Origin of the sequence: Rhodococcus sp. 06-156-4 (assembly GCF_002259345.1) — a bacterium.
Lineage (GTDB): Bacteria > Actinomycetota > Actinomycetes > Mycobacteriales > Mycobacteriaceae > Rhodococcoides > Rhodococcoides fascians_E.
This window is the reverse complement of the sequence record NZ_NPGB01000039.1, coordinates 214,097-231,176: the sequence shown is the minus strand read 5'-3', so window position 1 is coordinate 231,176 and position 17,080 is coordinate 214,097. Positions and strand designations below refer to the sequence as shown.

The following is a 17,080-nucleotide window of genomic DNA, read 5'->3' as shown; positions in this document are numbered from 1 at the left end:
CGCAGATGACAAACCAATCTGGTCACTCCGCAGGCTCCGCTCCTGCCACTTCGGTACTCGTCGCAAACCGCGGTGAAATCGCCCGCCGTGTCTTCGCTACCTGCCGCGCCGAAGGCATCGACACCGTCGCAGTCTTCTCCGACGCCGACGCGAACTCCCCGCACGTCCGGGAAGCCGACGTCGCGGTCAACCTGCCGGGGAACTCGCCCGGCGAGACGTACCTGCGCGGTGAACTCGTCATCGCAGCAGCCGTACAAGCAGGCGCCGACGCGGTTCACCCCGGCTACGGATTCCTCTCCGAGAACGCCGAATTCGCCCAGCAGGTCCAGAACGCCGGACTGACGTGGATCGGACCACCCGTCAAAGCCATCGAACTCATGGGCTCGAAGGTGGAGTCCAAAGCGATGATGGCCGACGCCGGGGTGCCGGTCCTGACCCGGCTCGATCCGTCGCAGATCACCGAGGACGAACTGCCGGTGCTCGTCAAGGCGTCGGCGGGCGGTGGTGGACGCGGCATGCGTATCGTCCGCGATCTGAAGGACCTGCAGCGGGAAATCGAGACGGCAGGGCGAGAAGCTCTTTCGGCCTTCGGCGACGGAACGGTGTTCGTCGAGCGGTACATCGAAACCGGCCGACACATCGAAGTTCAGGTCATGGCCGACCGCCACGGCACCGTGTGGACGGTCGGAGAACGCGAGTGCTCCATCCAGCGTCGGCACCAGAAGGTGGTCGAGGAGGCGCCCTCACCGCTCGTCGAACGTATCGACGGGATGCGCGAGAGGTTGTTCGACGCCGCCAGACTCGCCACCGAGGCCATCGGGTACGAGGGCGCAGGTACCGTCGAGTTCCTCGCCGACGAGAAGGGCAACTTCTTCTTCCTCGAGATGAACACCCGTCTGCAGGTGGAGCATCCCGTCACCGAATGTACGACGGGCCTCGACCTGGTTGCGTTGCAGATCAGCGTGGCGTCGGGCGAACCTCTCCCGGCCCATCAGCCGGCGACGCGGGGGCACTCCATCGAAGTTCGGCTGTACGCCGAGGATCCCAGTCAGGACTGGCAGCCCCAGAGCGGGCCGGTGCACACGTTCGACATCCCCGGCGAGCGGTTCTCCGTGCTGAACAAATCCGGAATTCGTGTGGATTCCGGCGTCGAAACAGGGTCACACGTGGGCACCTTCTACGACCCCATGCTCGCGAAGGTGATCTCGTTCGCGCCCACCCGAGAGCAGGCTGCGAATCTGCTGGCGAAGTCGCTGCAGAAAGCCACGATTCACGGGCTTGTCACCAACCGAGATCTGCTCGTCAACGTCCTGCAGCACCCGGCATTCCTCGCCGGTGACACCGATACGGCGTTCTTCGACACCCACGGTCTGGACGTCCTGGCGCAGCCGATCGCTCAGGGACGTGCAGTGCGGCTGTCGGCACTGGCAGCCGCACTGGCCGACGCCGCCCACAACCGGGCGTCGGCTCGCGTGAACAAGGGGCTCCCCAGCGGCTGGCGCAACCTCCCGTCGCAACCGCAGCGAAAGCAGTACGGGGATGAGATTGTCGAATACACCCTCGGGCGCTACGGCCTGAAGACCGATCTCGACGGCGTCGCGCTGATCGAGAACACTCCGAATCGAGTGGTGCTGGACGACAACAAGCTTCGTCGAACGTTCCACGTCGCGCGGTACGGACCGGATGTCTTCATCGACTCCTCGCTCGGTCCGGTGCGGCTGGCCAAGGCGCCGCGATTCGTCGATCCCACCGAGGAGGTCGCAGCCGGATCGTTGCTCGCTCCGATGCCGGGCAGCGTCGTCAGAGTGGCTGCAGCGCAGGGTGACACCGTCACGGCCGGGCAACCGATCCTGTGGCTCGAAGCAATGAAAATGGAACACACCGTCACTGCGCCGGCCGACGGCGTGCTCACCGAACTGAACGTTTCCGAAGGCCAGCAAGTCGAGGTCGGCGCCGTCCTTGCAGTCGTCCAAGCAGGAGCGGAGCCCGCGGAATGACCATTTCAACAGGAGTGGAGCCCGCGGAATGACCATTTCAACAGGAGTGGAGCCCGCGGAATGACCATTTCAACAGGAGTGGAGCCCGCGGAATGACCATTTCAAAAGGAGAATCATGAGTTTCATCGAAACCGAAGAGCAGAAGGGCCTGCGGACCTCGGTCTCCTCGCTCGGCAAGCGCTACAACTACATCGACTACGTGCTGCCGAAGGCTCGCAAAGGTGAACCCCTCAGCGAATTGTGGAACGAGGCAGGCAAACTCGGATTCCTCGGCGTGAACCTGCCCGAGGAGTACGGCGGCGGAGGCGCAGGGATCTACGAACTCGCCCTCGTCCAGGAGGAACTCGCGGCACACGGGGCGGGGTTGCTGCTGGTCGTCGTCAGCCCGGCGATCTGCGGCACCATCATCGGGAAGTACGGCACGGCGGATCAGAAGCAGACGTGGCTCACCGCTCTCGCCGACGGTTCGAAGATCATGGCCTTCGGCATCACCGAACCCGACGCCGGATCCAACTCGCACCAGATCACCACGACCGCCAGGCGAGACGGTGACGACTGGATCCTCAAGGGCAGCAAGATCTACATCTCCGGCGTCGACCAGGCCGACGCGGTGTTGATCGTCGCTCGCACCGAAGATTCCAAGACCGGCAAGCTGAAGCCGGCGCTGTTCATCGTTCCCACCGACTCCGAGGGCTTCCAGAAGACTCGGATGGAGATGGACATCATCGAGCCGGATCATCAGTTCACGTTGTTCCTCGACGACGTCCGGCTCCCGGCCGAGGCCCTCGTCGGTGAGGCCGACGCCGCGCTGATGCAGCTGTTCGCCGGTCTGAATCCCGAGCGCATTCTCGGCGCGGCGATGGCCGTCGGGATGGGTAGGTACGCACTCGACGCGGCGGTGAAATACGCCAACGAGCGCACGGTGTGGAAGGCGCCCATCGGGGCGCACCAGGGGATTTCGCATCCGCTGGCGCAGGTCAAGATCGAACTCGAGCTCGCCAAGCTGATGATGCAGAAAGCGGCCGTTCTTTACGACTCCGGCGACGATTTCGGTGCTGCCGAGGCCGCCAACATGGCCAAGTACGCGGCCGCGGAAGCGAGTATCAAAGCGCTCGATCAGGCCATCCAGACCCACGGCGGGGCGGGCTTGACCGAGGAATACGGTCTCGCCGCGATGCTCGGTGCAGCGCGGATCGCGAGGGTGGCGCCGGTCAGCCGGGAGATGATCCTCAACTTCGTCTCCCAACACTCCCTCGGACTACCCAGGTCGTACTGATGGCAGTTCAGGTACATACAGCCGACGCAGTCACCACCCTCACTCTCGACACCCCGCACAACAGGAACGCCCTGTCCACGGCCCTCGTCGACGAACTGACGGCAGGGCTGCACGATGCGGGCGAGGATCCCGACGTTCGGGCAATCGTCCTCACTCACACCGGTGGAACGTTCTGCGCGGGGGCCGACCTCACCGAAGCCGGCGGAACCGTCGAAGGACGCACGGCGCAGATGCTCGGACTGCTTCGTACACTCCTCGAGACCCCGAAGCCCGTCGTCGGACAGATCGACGGCCACGTGCGCGCGGGAGGCATGGGGCTTGTCGGTGCATGCGACATCGTCGTCGCGGGACCGAACTCCACATTCGCGCTGACGGAGGCCCGCCTGGGTCTGGCCCCGTCCATCGTGTCGCTGACGCTGTTGCCTCGGATGAACTCCCGCGCAGCAGGCCGCTACTTCGTCACCGGTGAGAAGTTCGGCTCCCACGAGGCCGAGGCCATCGGCCTGATCAGCGAGGCCGCAGCCGACCCGGCATCCACCGTCGGAGACATTCTCGAGGCTCTCCGGAAAGGATCCCCGCAGGGCCTCGCCGAGTCGAAGCGGCTCACGACGTCGGCGATTCTGGCGGACTTCGACGCTCACGGAACCGACTTGTCGGACCGTTCTGCGAGGCTGTTTGCATCCGAGGAAGCGCGAGAGGGGATGATGTCCTTCTTGGAGAAGCGACCGCCCAGGTGGGTGGCCTCGCGAGTGGCGCCCGCGGAATGAGCGGGCCGGTGCAGAAGTAGGGAGAAGCAGGACCGATGGTGACGGCGCGGGAACCCAAGCAGGATCGAAGTAGGGCGACGCGTCAGCGGCTGTTGGAGTCCACTATCGACTCGCTCGCCGAGCAGGGATGGGGCCCGACGACGGTGGGCGTCGTCGCGGCGCGAGCAGGAGTCTCCCGCGGGGCGACCCAGCACCATTTTCCCACCCGAGAAGACCTGATCACCGCGGCGTTGGACTACATGTTCGACACTCGCATGGACGACGCACGTCGTGAATCCGCGGCGCTGCCACACGGCCCGGCCCGCACCGAACGCGTCGTCGAAAGGCTCGTCGAGTACTACACCGGTTCCGTCTTCAAAGCGGCCCTGCAGGTGTGGACCGCTGCCGCCGCGGACCCGGACATGCGGGCGAGGGTGCTGCCGCTCGAGGAGAAGTTCGGTCGAGTTGCCCACCGCATGGCCGTCGACCAACTCGGCGCCGACGACAGCGACCCGCAGACACACCGGCTCGTGCAGGCGACCCTCGACCTCGCACGTGGGCTCGGCCTCGCCGACGTCCTGAGCGACGACTCACGCCGACGCAGCGAAATCGTCAAGGCATGGGCAGGCGTCCTCGACGCAAGCCTGAAGATCGACCACGCCACCACCGCGGCCGGGTAGGCGAGCGCTCGATCTGCGGCGGTGCCCGGTTCGTGGTTCGCTCTCACCGTGAGTCGGATACGCAGTGCACCTGAAAAACACAGTGCACCTGAAAAACACAGTGCACCTGAAAAACACAGTGCACCTGAAATCCATCGGGGCCATGTTTTCCACATCGCCGGATCTCCGACGGTGACCGCTGCTGCGGACGCGTTGGTCTCCATACCCGACGGTGCGCTGGTGGTCGACGACGACGGTGTCATCACCTATTCGGGACCGTTCGACGCGGTCACGGTCGGGGGCGGCACCGTCGTCGACCATCGTCCTGGTTTTCTTCTTCCCGGGTTCATCGACACTCACGTGCATTTCCCGCAGACGTTCGCCGGGGACGCCTACGGCGGCGGGCAGCTGCTCGAGTGGTTGAACACCTGCATCTTCCCGTCGGAATCGATGTTCGAGGACCCGGAGTTCGCGGCGGAGGCGGCGGCCGCGTTCTGCGATCGACGTATTGCGGCCGGTACGACGCAGGCCATGGTGTTCGGGTCGGCGTTCCCGCACGCGCAGGACGCATTGTTCGAGGAGACCCTTCGTAGAGGACTGCGCGTCGTCAGCGGCAGGGGAGTGCAGACGACGGGCCCCGACTCGGCGAAGGCACTCGTGACCACCGAACAGGACGCGGTACGGCTGGTGTCGGAGGAGATCGAGAAGTGGCATGCCGCCGACACCGGGGACGTCGACACCGCTCTGCTGCACGTCGCCGTCGTTCCACGGTTCTCTCTGTCGGTGACCACGGAGACACTGAGGAACCTCGGCGAGCTGTACGACTCCGTGCGGGACCGCGGCGTCTACTTCCACACCCACCTCAACGAGAACAACAGGCCCGGTACGGGCGAGATCGCAACGACACTCGAGACCTACCAGGTCGACTCGTACCTCGATACCTACGACGGCAAGTTCCTCCCCGGCTCGGTGGTCGGTGGCAAGAGCTTCCTCGGCAAGCGGACGATTCTCGCCCACGCCGTGCACTGCCAGGACGACGAGCTCGCACGGATGGCGGAGACGGGCACGTCCATCGCGCACTGCCCGACATCGCAGCAATTCCTCGGGTCGGGCACCATGCCGTGGAACCGAACCGTGGCCGCAGGGGTGAACATCGCCCTCGGTTCCGATTACGGAGGCGGTGACGAGTTCCTTCTCTCTCGCGTGCTCGGCGACGCGTACAAGGTGCACATCTCCGAACCCGGAGACGCGGGCGTACCCCTGCATCCCGCCGAGCTGCTCTTCACCGGCACCCTGGCCGGGGCGCGGGCGCTCGACATGGAGGGCCGCATCGGCAACCTCGACGTGGGCAAGGAAGCCGATTTCATCGTCGTCGATCCGGCGAAGTGGCAGCCCCTCGACGATCTGATTCGTCGTGGCATCCGTTCCGTCGACCCGGACATGGCTCGCGACCAGACTCTGTTCGCCCTGCTCATGGCGATGCGCGAGCCTGCGATCACGGAGGTCTACGTGCGGGGTCGACGCGTCGACTCCATCTGATCGGTGTCGGTCGGACTGGGTAGGGTCTGAAGACCATGCGGCGGACGGTGATTCTCCTGGGTGTGCTGTCTGCCGTTCTGGCCGGATGCGGAACGGGTGACGACGCCTCGCCGCAGCAGAACTCCACGTCGGCGTCGCCGGGGGAGGCCGGTCCGTTCTTCGGGCAGTGCGGTTCGGTGAACGACGACGAAGTTCTGAGTACCTTCGCCGTGCCGGCATTCACGATGATCACCAGGAATTCGGTGGGGTGCGAATGGGAGGTCGCGGGCAGCACCGGCCCTTCGGTGAGTTTCTCCTGGTACCGCGGCAGCCCCATCGATCGGGAGCGGTCCGGGTCCGAGCTGATCGGTCGACCCGCCGACGACATCGAGATCGACGGGAACCCTGGTTTCTCCGCGGCCACGGACGACTACCTGTGCGAGGTCGGGGTTCAGTTCGGGAAGGATTTCATGCACTGGTCGGTTACGTACGGTGACCAGCCGCCGTCGTCCGATCCGTGCGACGTCGCCACTCGATTGGCAACCCTCACCGTGGAGCGCGCGCAGTGAAACGGCTGTGGATGTCCGCGCTCGTCGTGTTGCTGGCGGGATGCAGCACGACGGTTCAGGGCACCGCGACACCCGAAACGTTCGACAGCGGCGGCGACACGGAGTTCCGAGATCTCCTGACCGAATGCGACGCCGTCGCCGACGATCGAATCGCCGCGACGGTGGGTGGCGACGCCATCGCTCGCGGTTTCTTCGGGGCGATCTGCCGGTGGGACGTGGCCGGTCCCAACGGCATCGTGAAGGTGACGTTCAACTGGTTCGAGAACGGCTCGCTCGACGCCGAGCGAGAGGCCAACGAGAAGATGATGTACCTGGTCCAGGACATAACCGTGCAGGGCCGCAAGGCAATTCGAACCCAGCCGCCGAACGAGCCGACGTCCTGCGGTGTCACGGCCGGGTCTCCGGACTCCGGAGTGGTCGGATGGTGGGTGCAGTACCTGCCTGGATCGGGCGCGCCTGATCCGTGTGAGGCTGCGACGACGCTGATGGATCTGACGATCAATCTGAGTCGGTAGCACGGCGGGGCCCGTTTTGACCCGAAGGCGCGCCGCCGGGTATCGTTATGGGTCGTGTCCGGCCTGGCCGGTCCGTCTGTGTGCCTATGCGAGGTACAGCCGTGCTCATGTTCAGTTCCGAGCGTGCGATGCGGCTGCCGTGTGGGGGTATGCGACACACCCGACCGCGGGGTGCAAGAGACCCGCGGTATGCAGTACAAGAACGACAGTAGTACGGGTGAGGAGCAGTGTTCTCTTGCTCCAACTGCTAGATCCCTGGGTCTTTCGAGAAGAAGACTCGCGACACAAAGAAAGCCGGTTCATGCCAACTATCAACCAGCTGGTCCGCAAGGGTCGCACCGACAAGGTTGCGAAGCTGAAGACCGCTGCCCTCAAGGGCAGTCCCCAGCGTCGTGGTGTGTGCACTCGCGTGTACACCACCACTCCGAAGAAGCCGAACTCTGCTCTGCGTAAGGTCGCGCGTGTGCGCTTGACCAGCTCGGTAGAGGTCACCGCCTACATCCCCGGTGAGGGCCACAACCTGCAGGAGCACTCCATGGTGCTCGTTCGCGGTGGTCGTGTGAAGGACCTCCCGGGTGTGCGTTACAAGATCATCCGCGGCTCGCTCGACACCCAGGGTGTCAAGAACCGCAAGCAGGCTCGCAGCCGCTACGGCGCCAAGAAGGAGAAGAGCTAATGCCACGCAAGGGCCCAGCACCCAAGCGGCCGCTGATCAACGACCCGGTCTACGGATCCCCGTTGGTCACGCAGCTCGTCAACAAGATCCTTCTCGACGGCAAGAAGTCCACCGCCGAGCGCATCGTCTACCAGGCTCTCGAGCAGGCTCGTGAGAAGACCGGCACCGACCCCGTCGTCACGCTCAAGCGTGCACTCGACAACGTCAAGCCGGCCCTCGAGGTTCGCAGCCGTCGCGTCGGTGGCGCGACCTACCAGGTCCCCGTCGAGGTTCGCCCCGGTCGCTCGACCACGCTGGCACTGCGCTGGCTGGTCACCTTCTCGCGCGCTCGTCGTGAGAAGACCATGGTCGAGCGTCTGGCCAACGAGCTTCTCGACGCCAGCAACGGCCTCGGTGCCGCTGTGAAGCGTCGCGAGGACACGCACAAGATGGCTGAAGCCAACAAGGCGTTCGCGCACTACCGCTGGTGACTTCCGGCCGGGAGGGTGCGGTGAAACTTTCCGCACCTTTCCGGCGTTGTACCGAGTACCTGGTCCGGCCCGGCTCACCGTTCACATACTGGTGACAAGCTGGCCCAGTCCCACTTCTTCGACTTACAAGGCGGGATGAATTCCGTGGCACAGGACGTGCTGACAGACCTCAACAAGGTCCGCAACATCGGCATCATGGCCCACATCGATGCTGGTAAAACCACCACTACCGAACGCATCCTCTTCTACACCGGTATCTCGTACAAGATCGGTGAGGTCCACGACGGCGCAGCCACGATGGACTGGATGGAGCAGGAGCAGGAGCGTGGCATCACGATCACCTCTGCTGCCACGACGTGCTTCTGGAACGACAACCAGATCAACATCATCGATACGCCCGGACACGTCGACTTCACCGTCGAGGTCGAGCGTTCGCTGCGTGTTCTCGACGGCGCCGTCGCAGTGTTCGACGGCAAGGAAGGCGTCGAGCCGCAGTCGGAGCAGGTCTGGCGTCAGGCCGACAAGTACGACGTCCCGCGCATCTGCTTCGTCAACAAGATGGACAAGCTGGGCGCTGACTTCTACTTCACCGTGCAGACCATCAAGGACCGCCTCGGAGCCAAGCCGCTGGTCATCCAGCTGCCCATCGGCGCCGAGAACGACTTCGAAGGCATCGTCGACCTCGTCGAGATGAAGGCGAAGGTCTGGAGCGGTGAGACCAAGCTCGGTGAGAAGTACGAGGTTCAGGACATCCCGGCCGACCTCCAGGAGAAGGCGGAGCAGTACCGCCAGGAACTCCTCGAGATCGTCGCCGAGTCCGACGAAGCTCTGCTGGAGAAGTTCTTCGGTGGCGAAGAGCTCTCGATCGACGAGATCAAGGGCGCCATCCGCAAGATGACCGTCAACAGCGAGCTGTACCCGGTTCTCTGTGGCTCCGCGTTCAAGAACAAGGGCGTTCAGCCCATGCTCGACGCGGTCATCGACTACCTCCCGTCGCCTCTCGACGTCGAGTCGGTCCAGGGTCACGCACCCGGCAACGAAGAGGAACTTCTCCTCCGTAAGCCGTCTGCCGACGAGCCGTTCTCGGCTCTCGCGTTCAAGATCGCGACCCACCCCTTCTTCGGCAAGCTGACCTACGTCCGCGTGTACTCGGGCAAGGTCGACTCCGGCGCTCAGGTCATCAACTCGACCAAGGGCAAGAAGGAGCGTCTGGGCAAGCTCTTCCAGATGCACTCCAACAAGGAGAACGCGATCGCGACCGCTTCGGCAGGTCACATCTACGCCGTGATCGGTCTGAAGGACACGACGACGGGTGACACCCTCTGCGATCCGCAGAACCAGGTGATCCTCGAGTCGATGACCTTCCCGGACCCGGTCATCGAGGTCTCCATCGAGCCCAAGACCAAGTCCGACCAGGAGAAGCTGGGAACAGCCATCCAGAAGCTCGCCGAAGAGGATCCCACCTTCTCGGTGAAGCTGGACGAGGACACCGGCCAGACCGTCATCGGCGGCATGGGCGAGCTCCACCTCGACATCCTGGTCGACCGTATGAAGCGTGAGTTCAAGGTCGAGGCCAACGTCGGTAAGCCGCAGGTTGCGTACCGCGAGACCATTCGCAAGAAGGTCGAAAAGCTCGACTACACCCACAAGAAGCAGACCGGTGGCTCCGGCCAGTTCGCGAAGGTCATCATCAGTCTCGAGCCTTTCGAGGGCGAAGACGGTGCGACCTACGAGTTCGAGAACAAGGTCACCGGTGGTCGTGTGCCGAGGGAGTACATCCCTTCGGTGGACGCCGGAGCTCAGGACGCCATGCAGTACGGTGTCCTCGCCGGATACCCGCTCGTCAACGTCAAGGTCACACTGCTCGACGGTGCATACCACGACGTCGACTCGTCGGAAATGGCCTTCAAGGTCGCCGGCTCACAAGCGTTCAAGGAAGCCGCCAAGAAGGCCAGCCCGGTCATTCTCGAGCCCGTCATGGCCGTCGAGGTCACGACCCCCGAGGATTACATGGGTGAGGTCATCGGCGACCTGAACTCCCGCCGTGGTCAGATTCAGGCCATGGAGGAACGTAGCGGCGCTCGTGTCGTCAAGGCACAGGTTCCGCTGTCGGAGATGTTCGGCTACATCGGAGACCTTCGGTCGAAGACTCAGGGCCGCGCTAACTACTCCATGGTGTTCGATTCCTACGCCGAGGTTCCTGCGAACGTCGCGAAGGAAATCATCGCGAAGGCGACCGGAGAGTAGATCTCTCCCGAGCTGGACACGCTGGATCCGTAACACCGCACGACCATGCAGCTCAAAAGAGCTGTACGAGACAACCGCACTGCTGCATTTCAAGCAAGCACCAACAGTCCAGGAGGACACACAGTGGCGAAGGCGAAGTTCGAGCGGACGAAGCCGCACGTCAACATCGGGACCATCGGTCACGTTGACCACGGCAAGACGACGCTGACGGCAGCAATCACCAAGGTTCTGCACGACAAGTTCCCGGACCTCAACGAGGCCTCGGCCTTCGACGAGATCGACAAGGCGCCTGAGGAGAAGGCTCGTGGTATCACGATCAACATCTCCCACGTCGAGTACCAGACCGACAAGCGCCACTACGCGCACGTCGACGCTCCGGGACACGCCGACTACATCAAGAACATGATCACCGGTGCTGCCCAGATGGACGGCGCAATCCTGGTCGTGGCAGCTACGGACGGCCCGATGCCGCAGACGCGTGAGCACGTGCTCCTCGCCAAGCAGGTCGGCGTTCCGTACATCCTCGTCGCCCTCAACAAGGCCGACATGGTGGACGACGACGAGATCATCGAGCTCGTCGAGATGGAGGTCCGCGAGCTCCTCGCTGCGCAGGACTTCGACGAGGACGCACCGGTCGTCAAGGTCTCCGCACTGAAGGCACTCGAGGGTGACCCGAAGTGGGCCGAGAGCGTTGCAGAGCTCATGCAGGCTGTCGACGACTCCATCCCGGACCCCGTCCGTGAGACCGACAAGCCGTTCCTCATGCCCGTCGAGGACGTCTTCACGATCACCGGTCGTGGAACCGTCGTCACCGGTCGTATCGAGCGTGGCGCGATCAACGTCAACGAAGAGGTCGAGATCGTCGGCATCCGTCCGGGCTCGACCAAGACCACGGTCACCGGCATCGAGATGTTCCGCAAGCTGCTCGACTCGGGCCAGGCAGGCGACAACGTCGGCCTCCTCGTTCGTGGCATCAAGCGCGAAGACGTCGAGCGTGGACAGGTCATCATCAAGCCGGGCACCACGACTCCCCACACGGAGTTCGAGGGCAACGCTTACATCCTGTCCAAGGACGAAGGCGGCCGCCACACGCCGTTCTTCAACAACTACCGCCCGCAGTTCTACTTCCGTACCACGGACGTTACGGGCGTCGTCACCCTCCCCGAGGGCACCGAGATGGTCATGCCCGGTGACAACACCGAGATGTCCGTCACGCTGATCCAGCCGGTCGCCATGGACGAGGGCCTGCGTTTCGCTATCCGCGAGGGCGGTCGTACCGTCGGCGCCGGTCGCGTCACCAAGATCATCAAGTGATCTAGTTTCACCAGCAACACCGAGAGCGGCACTCACCTTCGGGTGGGTGCCGCTTTTCGTTGTGCCAAGGGGCGTTTCGCACAGGTTGCAGTCCCCCGCACAGGGTGCAACATGAGCGAGGAACTGGAAACTGTGCGAGTAGCAGCCGTCCCCTGGGGTGCAGCTGCGCACTCAGACGTGCAGCTGCACCCGTAGGGCTACGTCGCTGCCCTCGACTGCGCCGGCGAGGTATACGGCGCGCTCTTCGGCAGTACGAGTGAATGCCTCGATGTCGATGCCCGGTGAAGTCTGCACCGTGACGGCCAACGTCGGGGTGCCGCGATCGTCGATGGCTCGACCCCGGGCCGATTCGACGCCGGGGAAGTCGGCGAGGTCCGCGGCAATGCCACGGGCCAACGCGCCCAGGTCGATTCGTAGGGAATGAGATTCGCTCGTCGAGATCTCGACGGTGCCTGTTCTTCTGGGGGAGAGGTTCCCGATCAGGAGCGCGACGGCGGCGAGTGTGCCGACGACGGCGGTCGCGGCCAGTGCGGCCTCCCACCACGATTGCGCAGGCAACGCCGCGAAGACGTCACGGTCGAATCTGGACAGGGACTCCACGGCGAACGGAACGTCGTAGTACCACGCGACCGCGAACGCCCCTGCGCCGACGAGTGCGACGCCGAGAAGCGTGACCAACAGGCGATCGATCAACGTTGTCGCGCGCTTCACGCCTTGCTCTCCTTCACTCGGACGCGGACGGTCCTCGTGTCGGCCAGCAATGCGATTGTGGGTTCCACTGCAGCGCGGACGGATTCGACCGCAGCGGTGGAACCGTTGGTACCACCGGCGGCACGATGCACGTCGACGGTCACCCGCTTCGGCGTCACGGTGGTCCGCGCGGAATCCACGCCGGGCACCGAGCCCGCATGATCGCTACAGATCCGGGCGACGTCGGTGGGACGCAACCACACCATCGGATACTGCGATGCCTTCGACCCGGCGCCCGTGTGAGTTTTCGTCCGCGGCTTCAGACCGAGAACGACGAGTATCGCACCCACCACGACGCAGGCAGCCGCCGCACCGATCATCCATGGCTGCCAATGCAACTCCGCGATCCAGTTCACGGCGTTGGCGATCCACGGTGAGCCGTCGATGGTGTCGTGCGCGATCAGGAACTCTCGTCCGGCGACGAAGGCGACACCGAGCAGAACGAGCGACAGGACAAGAGCGACCGGTACAGCGGCCGGGCTCGCCGTCGGGGGCCTCGGACGAAACGCAGCAGCGTCGGACGGCGCAGACGGCTCAGGCGAACCAGCGGGCGACGTACCGACCACCAGAACGTTGAGCTGATGCAGCGGCAGACCGATGATGTCGTTCAACGCGCGTCCGACCTTCTCGGCGATCGCAGCCCCGGCGTCGGCGATCCGGCAGGGCCAGGCCAGTGCCACGTACAGGTTGACCGACACCGAATGCTCGCCGACGGACACATCCGCACGCGGAAGTTCACGTCCGGTCAGCTTCGACATCCCGCCGACTTGCCGTACGACCGCAGGAACGGTCAGCGCTGCGGCGACCGCGACACGGGAGACGGCGCGCTCCTTGACGACAAGCGTGCCGGGTCCGCCGGTTCCTGGGACCTCGTCGGCCACGAAGCCCGTATCGACACTCGGGGTCGCTACGTCCTTGCCGCCGTCAGCCACGGCCGCGGCTGCGCAGCAGGGACGTCAGATCGAGGCGACCGTCGAAGTGAGCGCCGACAGCCAACCCGACCGCGCCGAGGAACAGTGCGAGCACGAATCCGCTGAACCCGCCGATGATCCCGGCGAGAGCGAGCAGCAGACCGGTGAGCAGTCCGACGATTGTGTAACTCATGAACCCTCCCCTGAATCGATGTCCCCTGAATCGATGTCCCCTGAATCGATGTCCCCTGAATCGATGTCCTCGACGACGACCGCGACGGGTACCGACACCAGCTGCCCGATCGCTGCCTGGACTCCGCGGGCGACGCCGTGTACGTCGGACGGGTATTCGGCGGTGATGTGCACTTCGCACCGCTCGTCGTCGACGCGGACACCGACGACCTTTCTGCCGGGCAGATAGGTCGCGATCTCGCCGAACTCCCCGGCGTGCAGGCCTGCTACGCCGGACACGGTCGTCGCGGCGGCGGCGATGGCGTCGGCGAGCTGGTAATCCGCTTCGGCGCTCACTGGACCCGAGGTGCGATGTCCGGGTCCACGCCGGTCTCGAGCTCGTCGAACAGGATGACGTCGTAGACGGTGATGTTCACTTCGGTGACCTCGAGGCCCGTCATCCGCTCGACGGCGGTGATGACGTTGCGTCGGATGCCCGCCGCGAGTTCATGCAATGCGACGCCGTACTCGGCGACGATGCCGATGTCGATGGCAGCCTGTTTCTCACCGACCTCTACGGCGACGCCCTGGCTGTGGTTGACGCGGGCGCCGGGGATGCGGTCCCGGAGCGCACCGACGACCCGAGCGGTTCCGCCACCGACGTCGTGGACGCCGTCGATCTCACGCGTCGCGATTCCGGCGATCTTCGCGACGACCGCGTCGGCGATGATCGTTCGACCCTGCGTGGTGGTCAGCGCGGCCGAACTGGCGGCCGCGAAGCTGGGGTCTGTGGTCATGGTCTCGATCGTAGACGCGCAACCGAGCCTCCGTTGCTCAGTGGACGGAGTTCGTTCTCTGGTAGAGATCTCCCCATGACGATCGTGATCGTAGGAGCAGGCCTCGGCGGATTACGTACGGCTCAGGAACTGCGCAAACAGGGGTACGACGGCGGTCTTGTGCTCGTCGGAGACGAACCGCACCTTCCGTACGACAGGCCGCCGCTGTCGAAGGAGGTGATCCGCGGGGAGCGGGAGGACACCACCTTCGAAAGCGAGGAGTACTTCGCCGAGAACCGCATCGAGCTGCGGTTGGGTGTGGCAGCGGTCCGAGTGGATACCGAGAACACGACGCTCGAGCTGGCCGACGGCTCGACGCTCCCGTACGACCAGCTGGTGATCGCGACGGGCCTACGGCCGAGACGGGTGCCGTTGTTGCCGGACCTGCACGGAGTGCACGTCCTTCGCAGCCGCGACGACGCCGAGTCGTTGCGCCGTGACGCCTCGGCTGCCGCACGCGCCGTCGTGGTGGGGGCCGGATTCGTCGGGTGCGAGGTCGCCGCAGGCCTACGGCACCTCGGCGTCGATGTCACGCTCGTCGAGCCGCAAGCCACCCCTCTCGCGTCGGTCCTCGGCTCCGAGGTCGGCGAGCTGGTGTCGAGGCTTCACCGCGACGAGGGCGTGACGGTGCGCACCGGAGTCGGCGTCGACACTCTGCGCGGAACGGACCGGGTCACGCACGTCGTGCTGAGCGACGGAACCGAAGTCGAGGCAGACCTGGTGGTGATCGGAATCGGGTCGACACCGGTGGTCGAGGTGCTGGAGGCGTCGGGAGTCACCGTCGACAACGGCATCGTTGCCGACGCGTACGGGCGCACCGATGTCCTGGGCGTCTGGGCGGTCGGCGACGTCGCAGCCTGGGATCACCCGCAGCACGGTCGCCGACGGGTCGAGCACTGGAGCAATGTCGGTGACCAGGTTCGCGTCATGGTTCCGGCTCTACTGGGCAAGGAACCGGCGGCCGCACCTCGGCCTGTCGTTCCGTACTTCTGGAGTGATCAGTACGACGTCAAGATCCAGGCGTTGGGCAGCCCATCCGCCGATGATTCCGTCGAGATCGTCGAGGACGACGGCAGAAAATTCCTGGCATACTACGTCCGTGACGGAATTCTTACGGCCGTGGTCGGCGCCGGTATGGCAGGAGCAGTGATGAAGATGCGTGCGAAGATCGGTCAGCCCACGTGAGCGGTGCGCTGCTGACGGCGTCGGACATCGCCGACGCCGAGGAATTGCTCGAGCCGGTCATGCGAAGAACCCCTGTCGTGGCGTCACGGATTCTGTCCGATACGACCGGGCACGAAGTGCGACTCAAATGCGAGAATCTGCAACGCACAGGCTCTTTCAAGCCCCGCGGAGCGTACAACCGCATAGCACGGCTCTCACCGGAGGAACGCGCACACGGTGTAGTGGCCGCCAGCGCGGGCAACCACGCGCAAGGTGTCGCCTGGGCTGCGACGCAGCTGGGTACGACGTCGACGGTCTTCATGCCTACCGGCGTCTCGTTGCCGAAGCTCGTCGCCACCAAGGCCTACGGCGCGGACGTCCACCTGACCGGCCGCACGGTCGACGAAGCGCTCACGCACGCGCACGAATTCGCCGCTCGCACCGGCGCCGTGCTGATCCACCCGTTCGACCACGCGGACATCGTTGCGGGACAAGCAACTCTGGGGACCGAGCTACTTCGTCAGATGCCCGACGTCGGCACCATCGTCGTTCCGACGGGCGGCGGTGGATTGCTGGCAGGCGTCGCAGCCGCGGTTCACCTGCACAAGCCGAACGTTCGCGTCGTCGGCGTGCAAGCCGAAGGCGCCGCCGCCTGGCCGGTGTCGCTGAAAGCCGGGTATCCCGTTGCCGCACAGTCGATGTCGACGATGGCCGACGGTATCGCCGTCGGCCTACCCGGTAGCGTTCCGTTCGACCACGTGGTGGACCGCGTCGACGAGATCGTGACCGTCTCAGAAGACGCGCTGTCCCGAGCGCTGCTGCTCTGCATCGAACGGGCGAAGCTGATCGTCGAGCCCGCGGGCGCCGCCGCCGTTGCCGCGCTGATGACCAGGCAGGACCTCCGGCTGGACGGACCGGTGTGTGCCATCCTGTCCGGCGGCAACATCGACCCCCTTCTGCTGACCCACGTCATCACCCACGGATTGCGAGCCGCAGGACGCTATCTCGCTGTCCGCGTCACCATTTCGGACAGGCCTGGCGGACTGATCGGGCTCCTCGACGTCGTCAAGGGAGTCGGCGCGAGCGTCGTCGACGTCGTTCACTCCCGCACCGGCGGTCAGCTGGGACTCGAGGAAGTCGATGTCATGCTCACCGTCGAAACCCGCGGCCCGGCACATCGCCAGGACGTCCTCGACGCACTCGGCGCCGCGGGATTCGCCGTCGACATCTCGTCCTAGGCGCGACGCGGGTACTCCCGGTC

At 64.8% G+C, this 17,080-nt stretch carries 18 protein-coding genes; 13 read left to right on the top strand and 5 right to left on the bottom strand.

Annotated elements, in window-relative coordinates; all coding sequences use genetic code 11:
* The first annotated feature begins 5 nt into the window (after nt 1-5).
* The 11 genes from CH290_RS29850 (at nt 6) to tuf (ending at nt 11,987) form a co-directional block, all read left to right on the top strand.
* Nucleotides 6-1,997 (top strand): acetyl/propionyl/methylcrotonyl-CoA carboxylase subunit alpha, encoded by a 1,992-nt coding sequence (locus CH290_RS29850; protein WP_033190195.1) that lies wholly within the window; start codon nt 6-8, stop codon nt 1,995-1,997.
* A gap of 115 nt (nt 1,998-2,112) precedes the next feature.
* The gene (locus CH290_RS29845) at nt 2,113-3,273 is read left to right on the top strand and encodes an acyl-CoA dehydrogenase family protein (RefSeq protein ID WP_033190196.1); all 1,161 of its coding nucleotides are present in this window, start codon (nt 2,113-2,115) and stop codon (nt 3,271-3,273) included.
* Nucleotides 3,273-4,040, top strand: coding sequence for an enoyl-CoA hydratase family protein (locus CH290_RS29840; RefSeq protein ID WP_019665497.1), 768 nt, complete (start codon nt 3,273-3,275; stop codon nt 4,038-4,040). Before CH290_RS29845 ends, CH290_RS29840 begins: the two co-directional genes overlap by 1 nt.
* A gap of 35 nt (nt 4,041-4,075) precedes the next feature.
* A complete protein-coding gene (locus CH290_RS29835) occupies nt 4,076-4,699 on the top strand; it encodes a TetR/AcrR family transcriptional regulator (protein ID WP_026347861.1) in 624 nt (207 codons plus the stop codon).
* A gap of 129 nt (nt 4,700-4,828) precedes the next feature.
* On the top strand, nt 4,829-6,217 hold the full coding sequence (locus CH290_RS29830; protein WP_033190241.1) for a guanine deaminase: 1,389 nt from the start codon (nt 4,829-4,831) through the stop codon (nt 6,215-6,217).
* A gap of 35 nt (nt 6,218-6,252) precedes the next feature.
* Nucleotides 6,253-6,765, top strand: a complete 513-nt coding sequence (locus CH290_RS29825; protein ID WP_020112655.1) for a DUF3558 domain-containing protein — start codon at nt 6,253-6,255, stop codon at nt 6,763-6,765.
* Nucleotides 6,762-7,280: a DUF3558 domain-containing protein gene (locus CH290_RS29820; RefSeq protein ID WP_033190197.1), complete on the top strand. Its 519-nt coding sequence runs from the start codon at nt 6,762-6,764 to the stop codon at nt 7,278-7,280. The genes CH290_RS29825 and CH290_RS29820 overlap by 4 nt, the downstream gene beginning before the upstream one ends.
* A 301-nt stretch (nt 7,281-7,581) precedes the next feature.
* The gene (gene rpsL, locus CH290_RS29815; RefSeq protein WP_008714048.1) at nt 7,582-7,956 is read left to right on the top strand and encodes a 30S ribosomal protein S12; all 375 of its coding nucleotides are present in this window, start codon (nt 7,582-7,584) and stop codon (nt 7,954-7,956) included.
* Nucleotides 7,956-8,426, top strand: coding sequence for a 30S ribosomal protein S7 (gene rpsG, locus CH290_RS29810; protein ID WP_003941856.1), 471 nt, complete (start codon nt 7,956-7,958; stop codon nt 8,424-8,426). Before rpsL ends, rpsG begins: the two co-directional genes overlap by 1 nt.
* A 135-nt stretch (nt 8,427-8,561) precedes the next feature.
* The gene (gene fusA, locus CH290_RS29805; RefSeq protein ID WP_019665492.1) at nt 8,562-10,673 is read left to right on the top strand and encodes an elongation factor G; all 2,112 of its coding nucleotides are present in this window, start codon (nt 8,562-8,564) and stop codon (nt 10,671-10,673) included.
* Nucleotides 10,674-10,796: 123 nt separating this feature from the next.
* The gene (gene tuf / locus CH290_RS29800; RefSeq protein WP_019665491.1) at nt 10,797-11,987 is read left to right on the top strand and encodes an elongation factor Tu; all 1,191 of its coding nucleotides are present in this window, start codon (nt 10,797-10,799) and stop codon (nt 11,985-11,987) included.
* A 171-nt stretch (nt 11,988-12,158) separates the two neighbouring features.
* Here tuf and CH290_RS29795 read toward each other — a convergent pair whose 3' ends face one another.
* Genes CH290_RS29795 through CH290_RS29775 form a run of 5 tightly spaced genes read right to left on the bottom strand, consistent with a single transcriptional unit; the run spans nt 12,159 to nt 14,616 of the window.
* Entirely contained in the window at nt 12,159-12,698 is a 540-nt protein-coding gene (locus CH290_RS29795) for an Asp23/Gls24 family envelope stress response protein (RefSeq protein WP_019665490.1), read from the bottom strand.
* A complete protein-coding gene (locus tag CH290_RS29790) occupies nt 12,695-13,618 on the bottom strand; it encodes a DUF6286 domain-containing Asp23/Gls24 family envelope stress response protein (protein WP_230621068.1) in 924 nt (307 codons plus the stop codon). The genes CH290_RS29795 and CH290_RS29790 overlap by 4 nt, the downstream gene beginning before the upstream one ends.
* Nucleotides 13,619-13,661: 43 nt before the next feature.
* Nucleotides 13,662-13,841 (bottom strand): hypothetical protein, encoded by a 180-nt coding sequence (locus CH290_RS29785; RefSeq protein ID WP_033190199.1) that lies wholly within the window; start codon nt 13,839-13,841, stop codon nt 13,662-13,664.
* Nucleotides 13,838-14,176, bottom strand: coding sequence for a hypothetical protein (locus CH290_RS29780; protein WP_033190200.1), 339 nt, complete (start codon nt 14,174-14,176; stop codon nt 13,838-13,840). The genes CH290_RS29785 and CH290_RS29780 overlap by 4 nt, the downstream gene beginning before the upstream one ends.
* A complete protein-coding gene (locus tag CH290_RS29775; protein ID WP_019665486.1) occupies nt 14,173-14,616 on the bottom strand; it encodes an Asp23/Gls24 family envelope stress response protein in 444 nt (147 codons plus the stop codon). Before CH290_RS29775 ends, CH290_RS29780 begins: the two co-directional genes overlap by 4 nt.
* Before the next feature lie 75 nt (nt 14,617-14,691).
* Between CH290_RS29775 and CH290_RS29770 the strand changes: the two genes are divergently transcribed.
* Both CH290_RS29770 and ilvA read left to right on the top strand, forming a co-directional pair.
* Nucleotides 14,692-15,840: an NAD(P)/FAD-dependent oxidoreductase gene (locus CH290_RS29770; protein WP_033190201.1), complete on the top strand. Its 1,149-nt coding sequence runs from the start codon at nt 14,692-14,694 to the stop codon at nt 15,838-15,840.
* A gap of 59 nt (nt 15,841-15,899) precedes the next feature.
* Nucleotides 15,900-17,057 (top strand): threonine ammonia-lyase, encoded by a 1,158-nt coding sequence (gene ilvA / locus CH290_RS29765; protein ID WP_230594052.1) that lies wholly within the window; start codon nt 15,900-15,902, stop codon nt 17,055-17,057.
* Nucleotides 17,058-17,080: the final 23 nt, after the last annotated feature.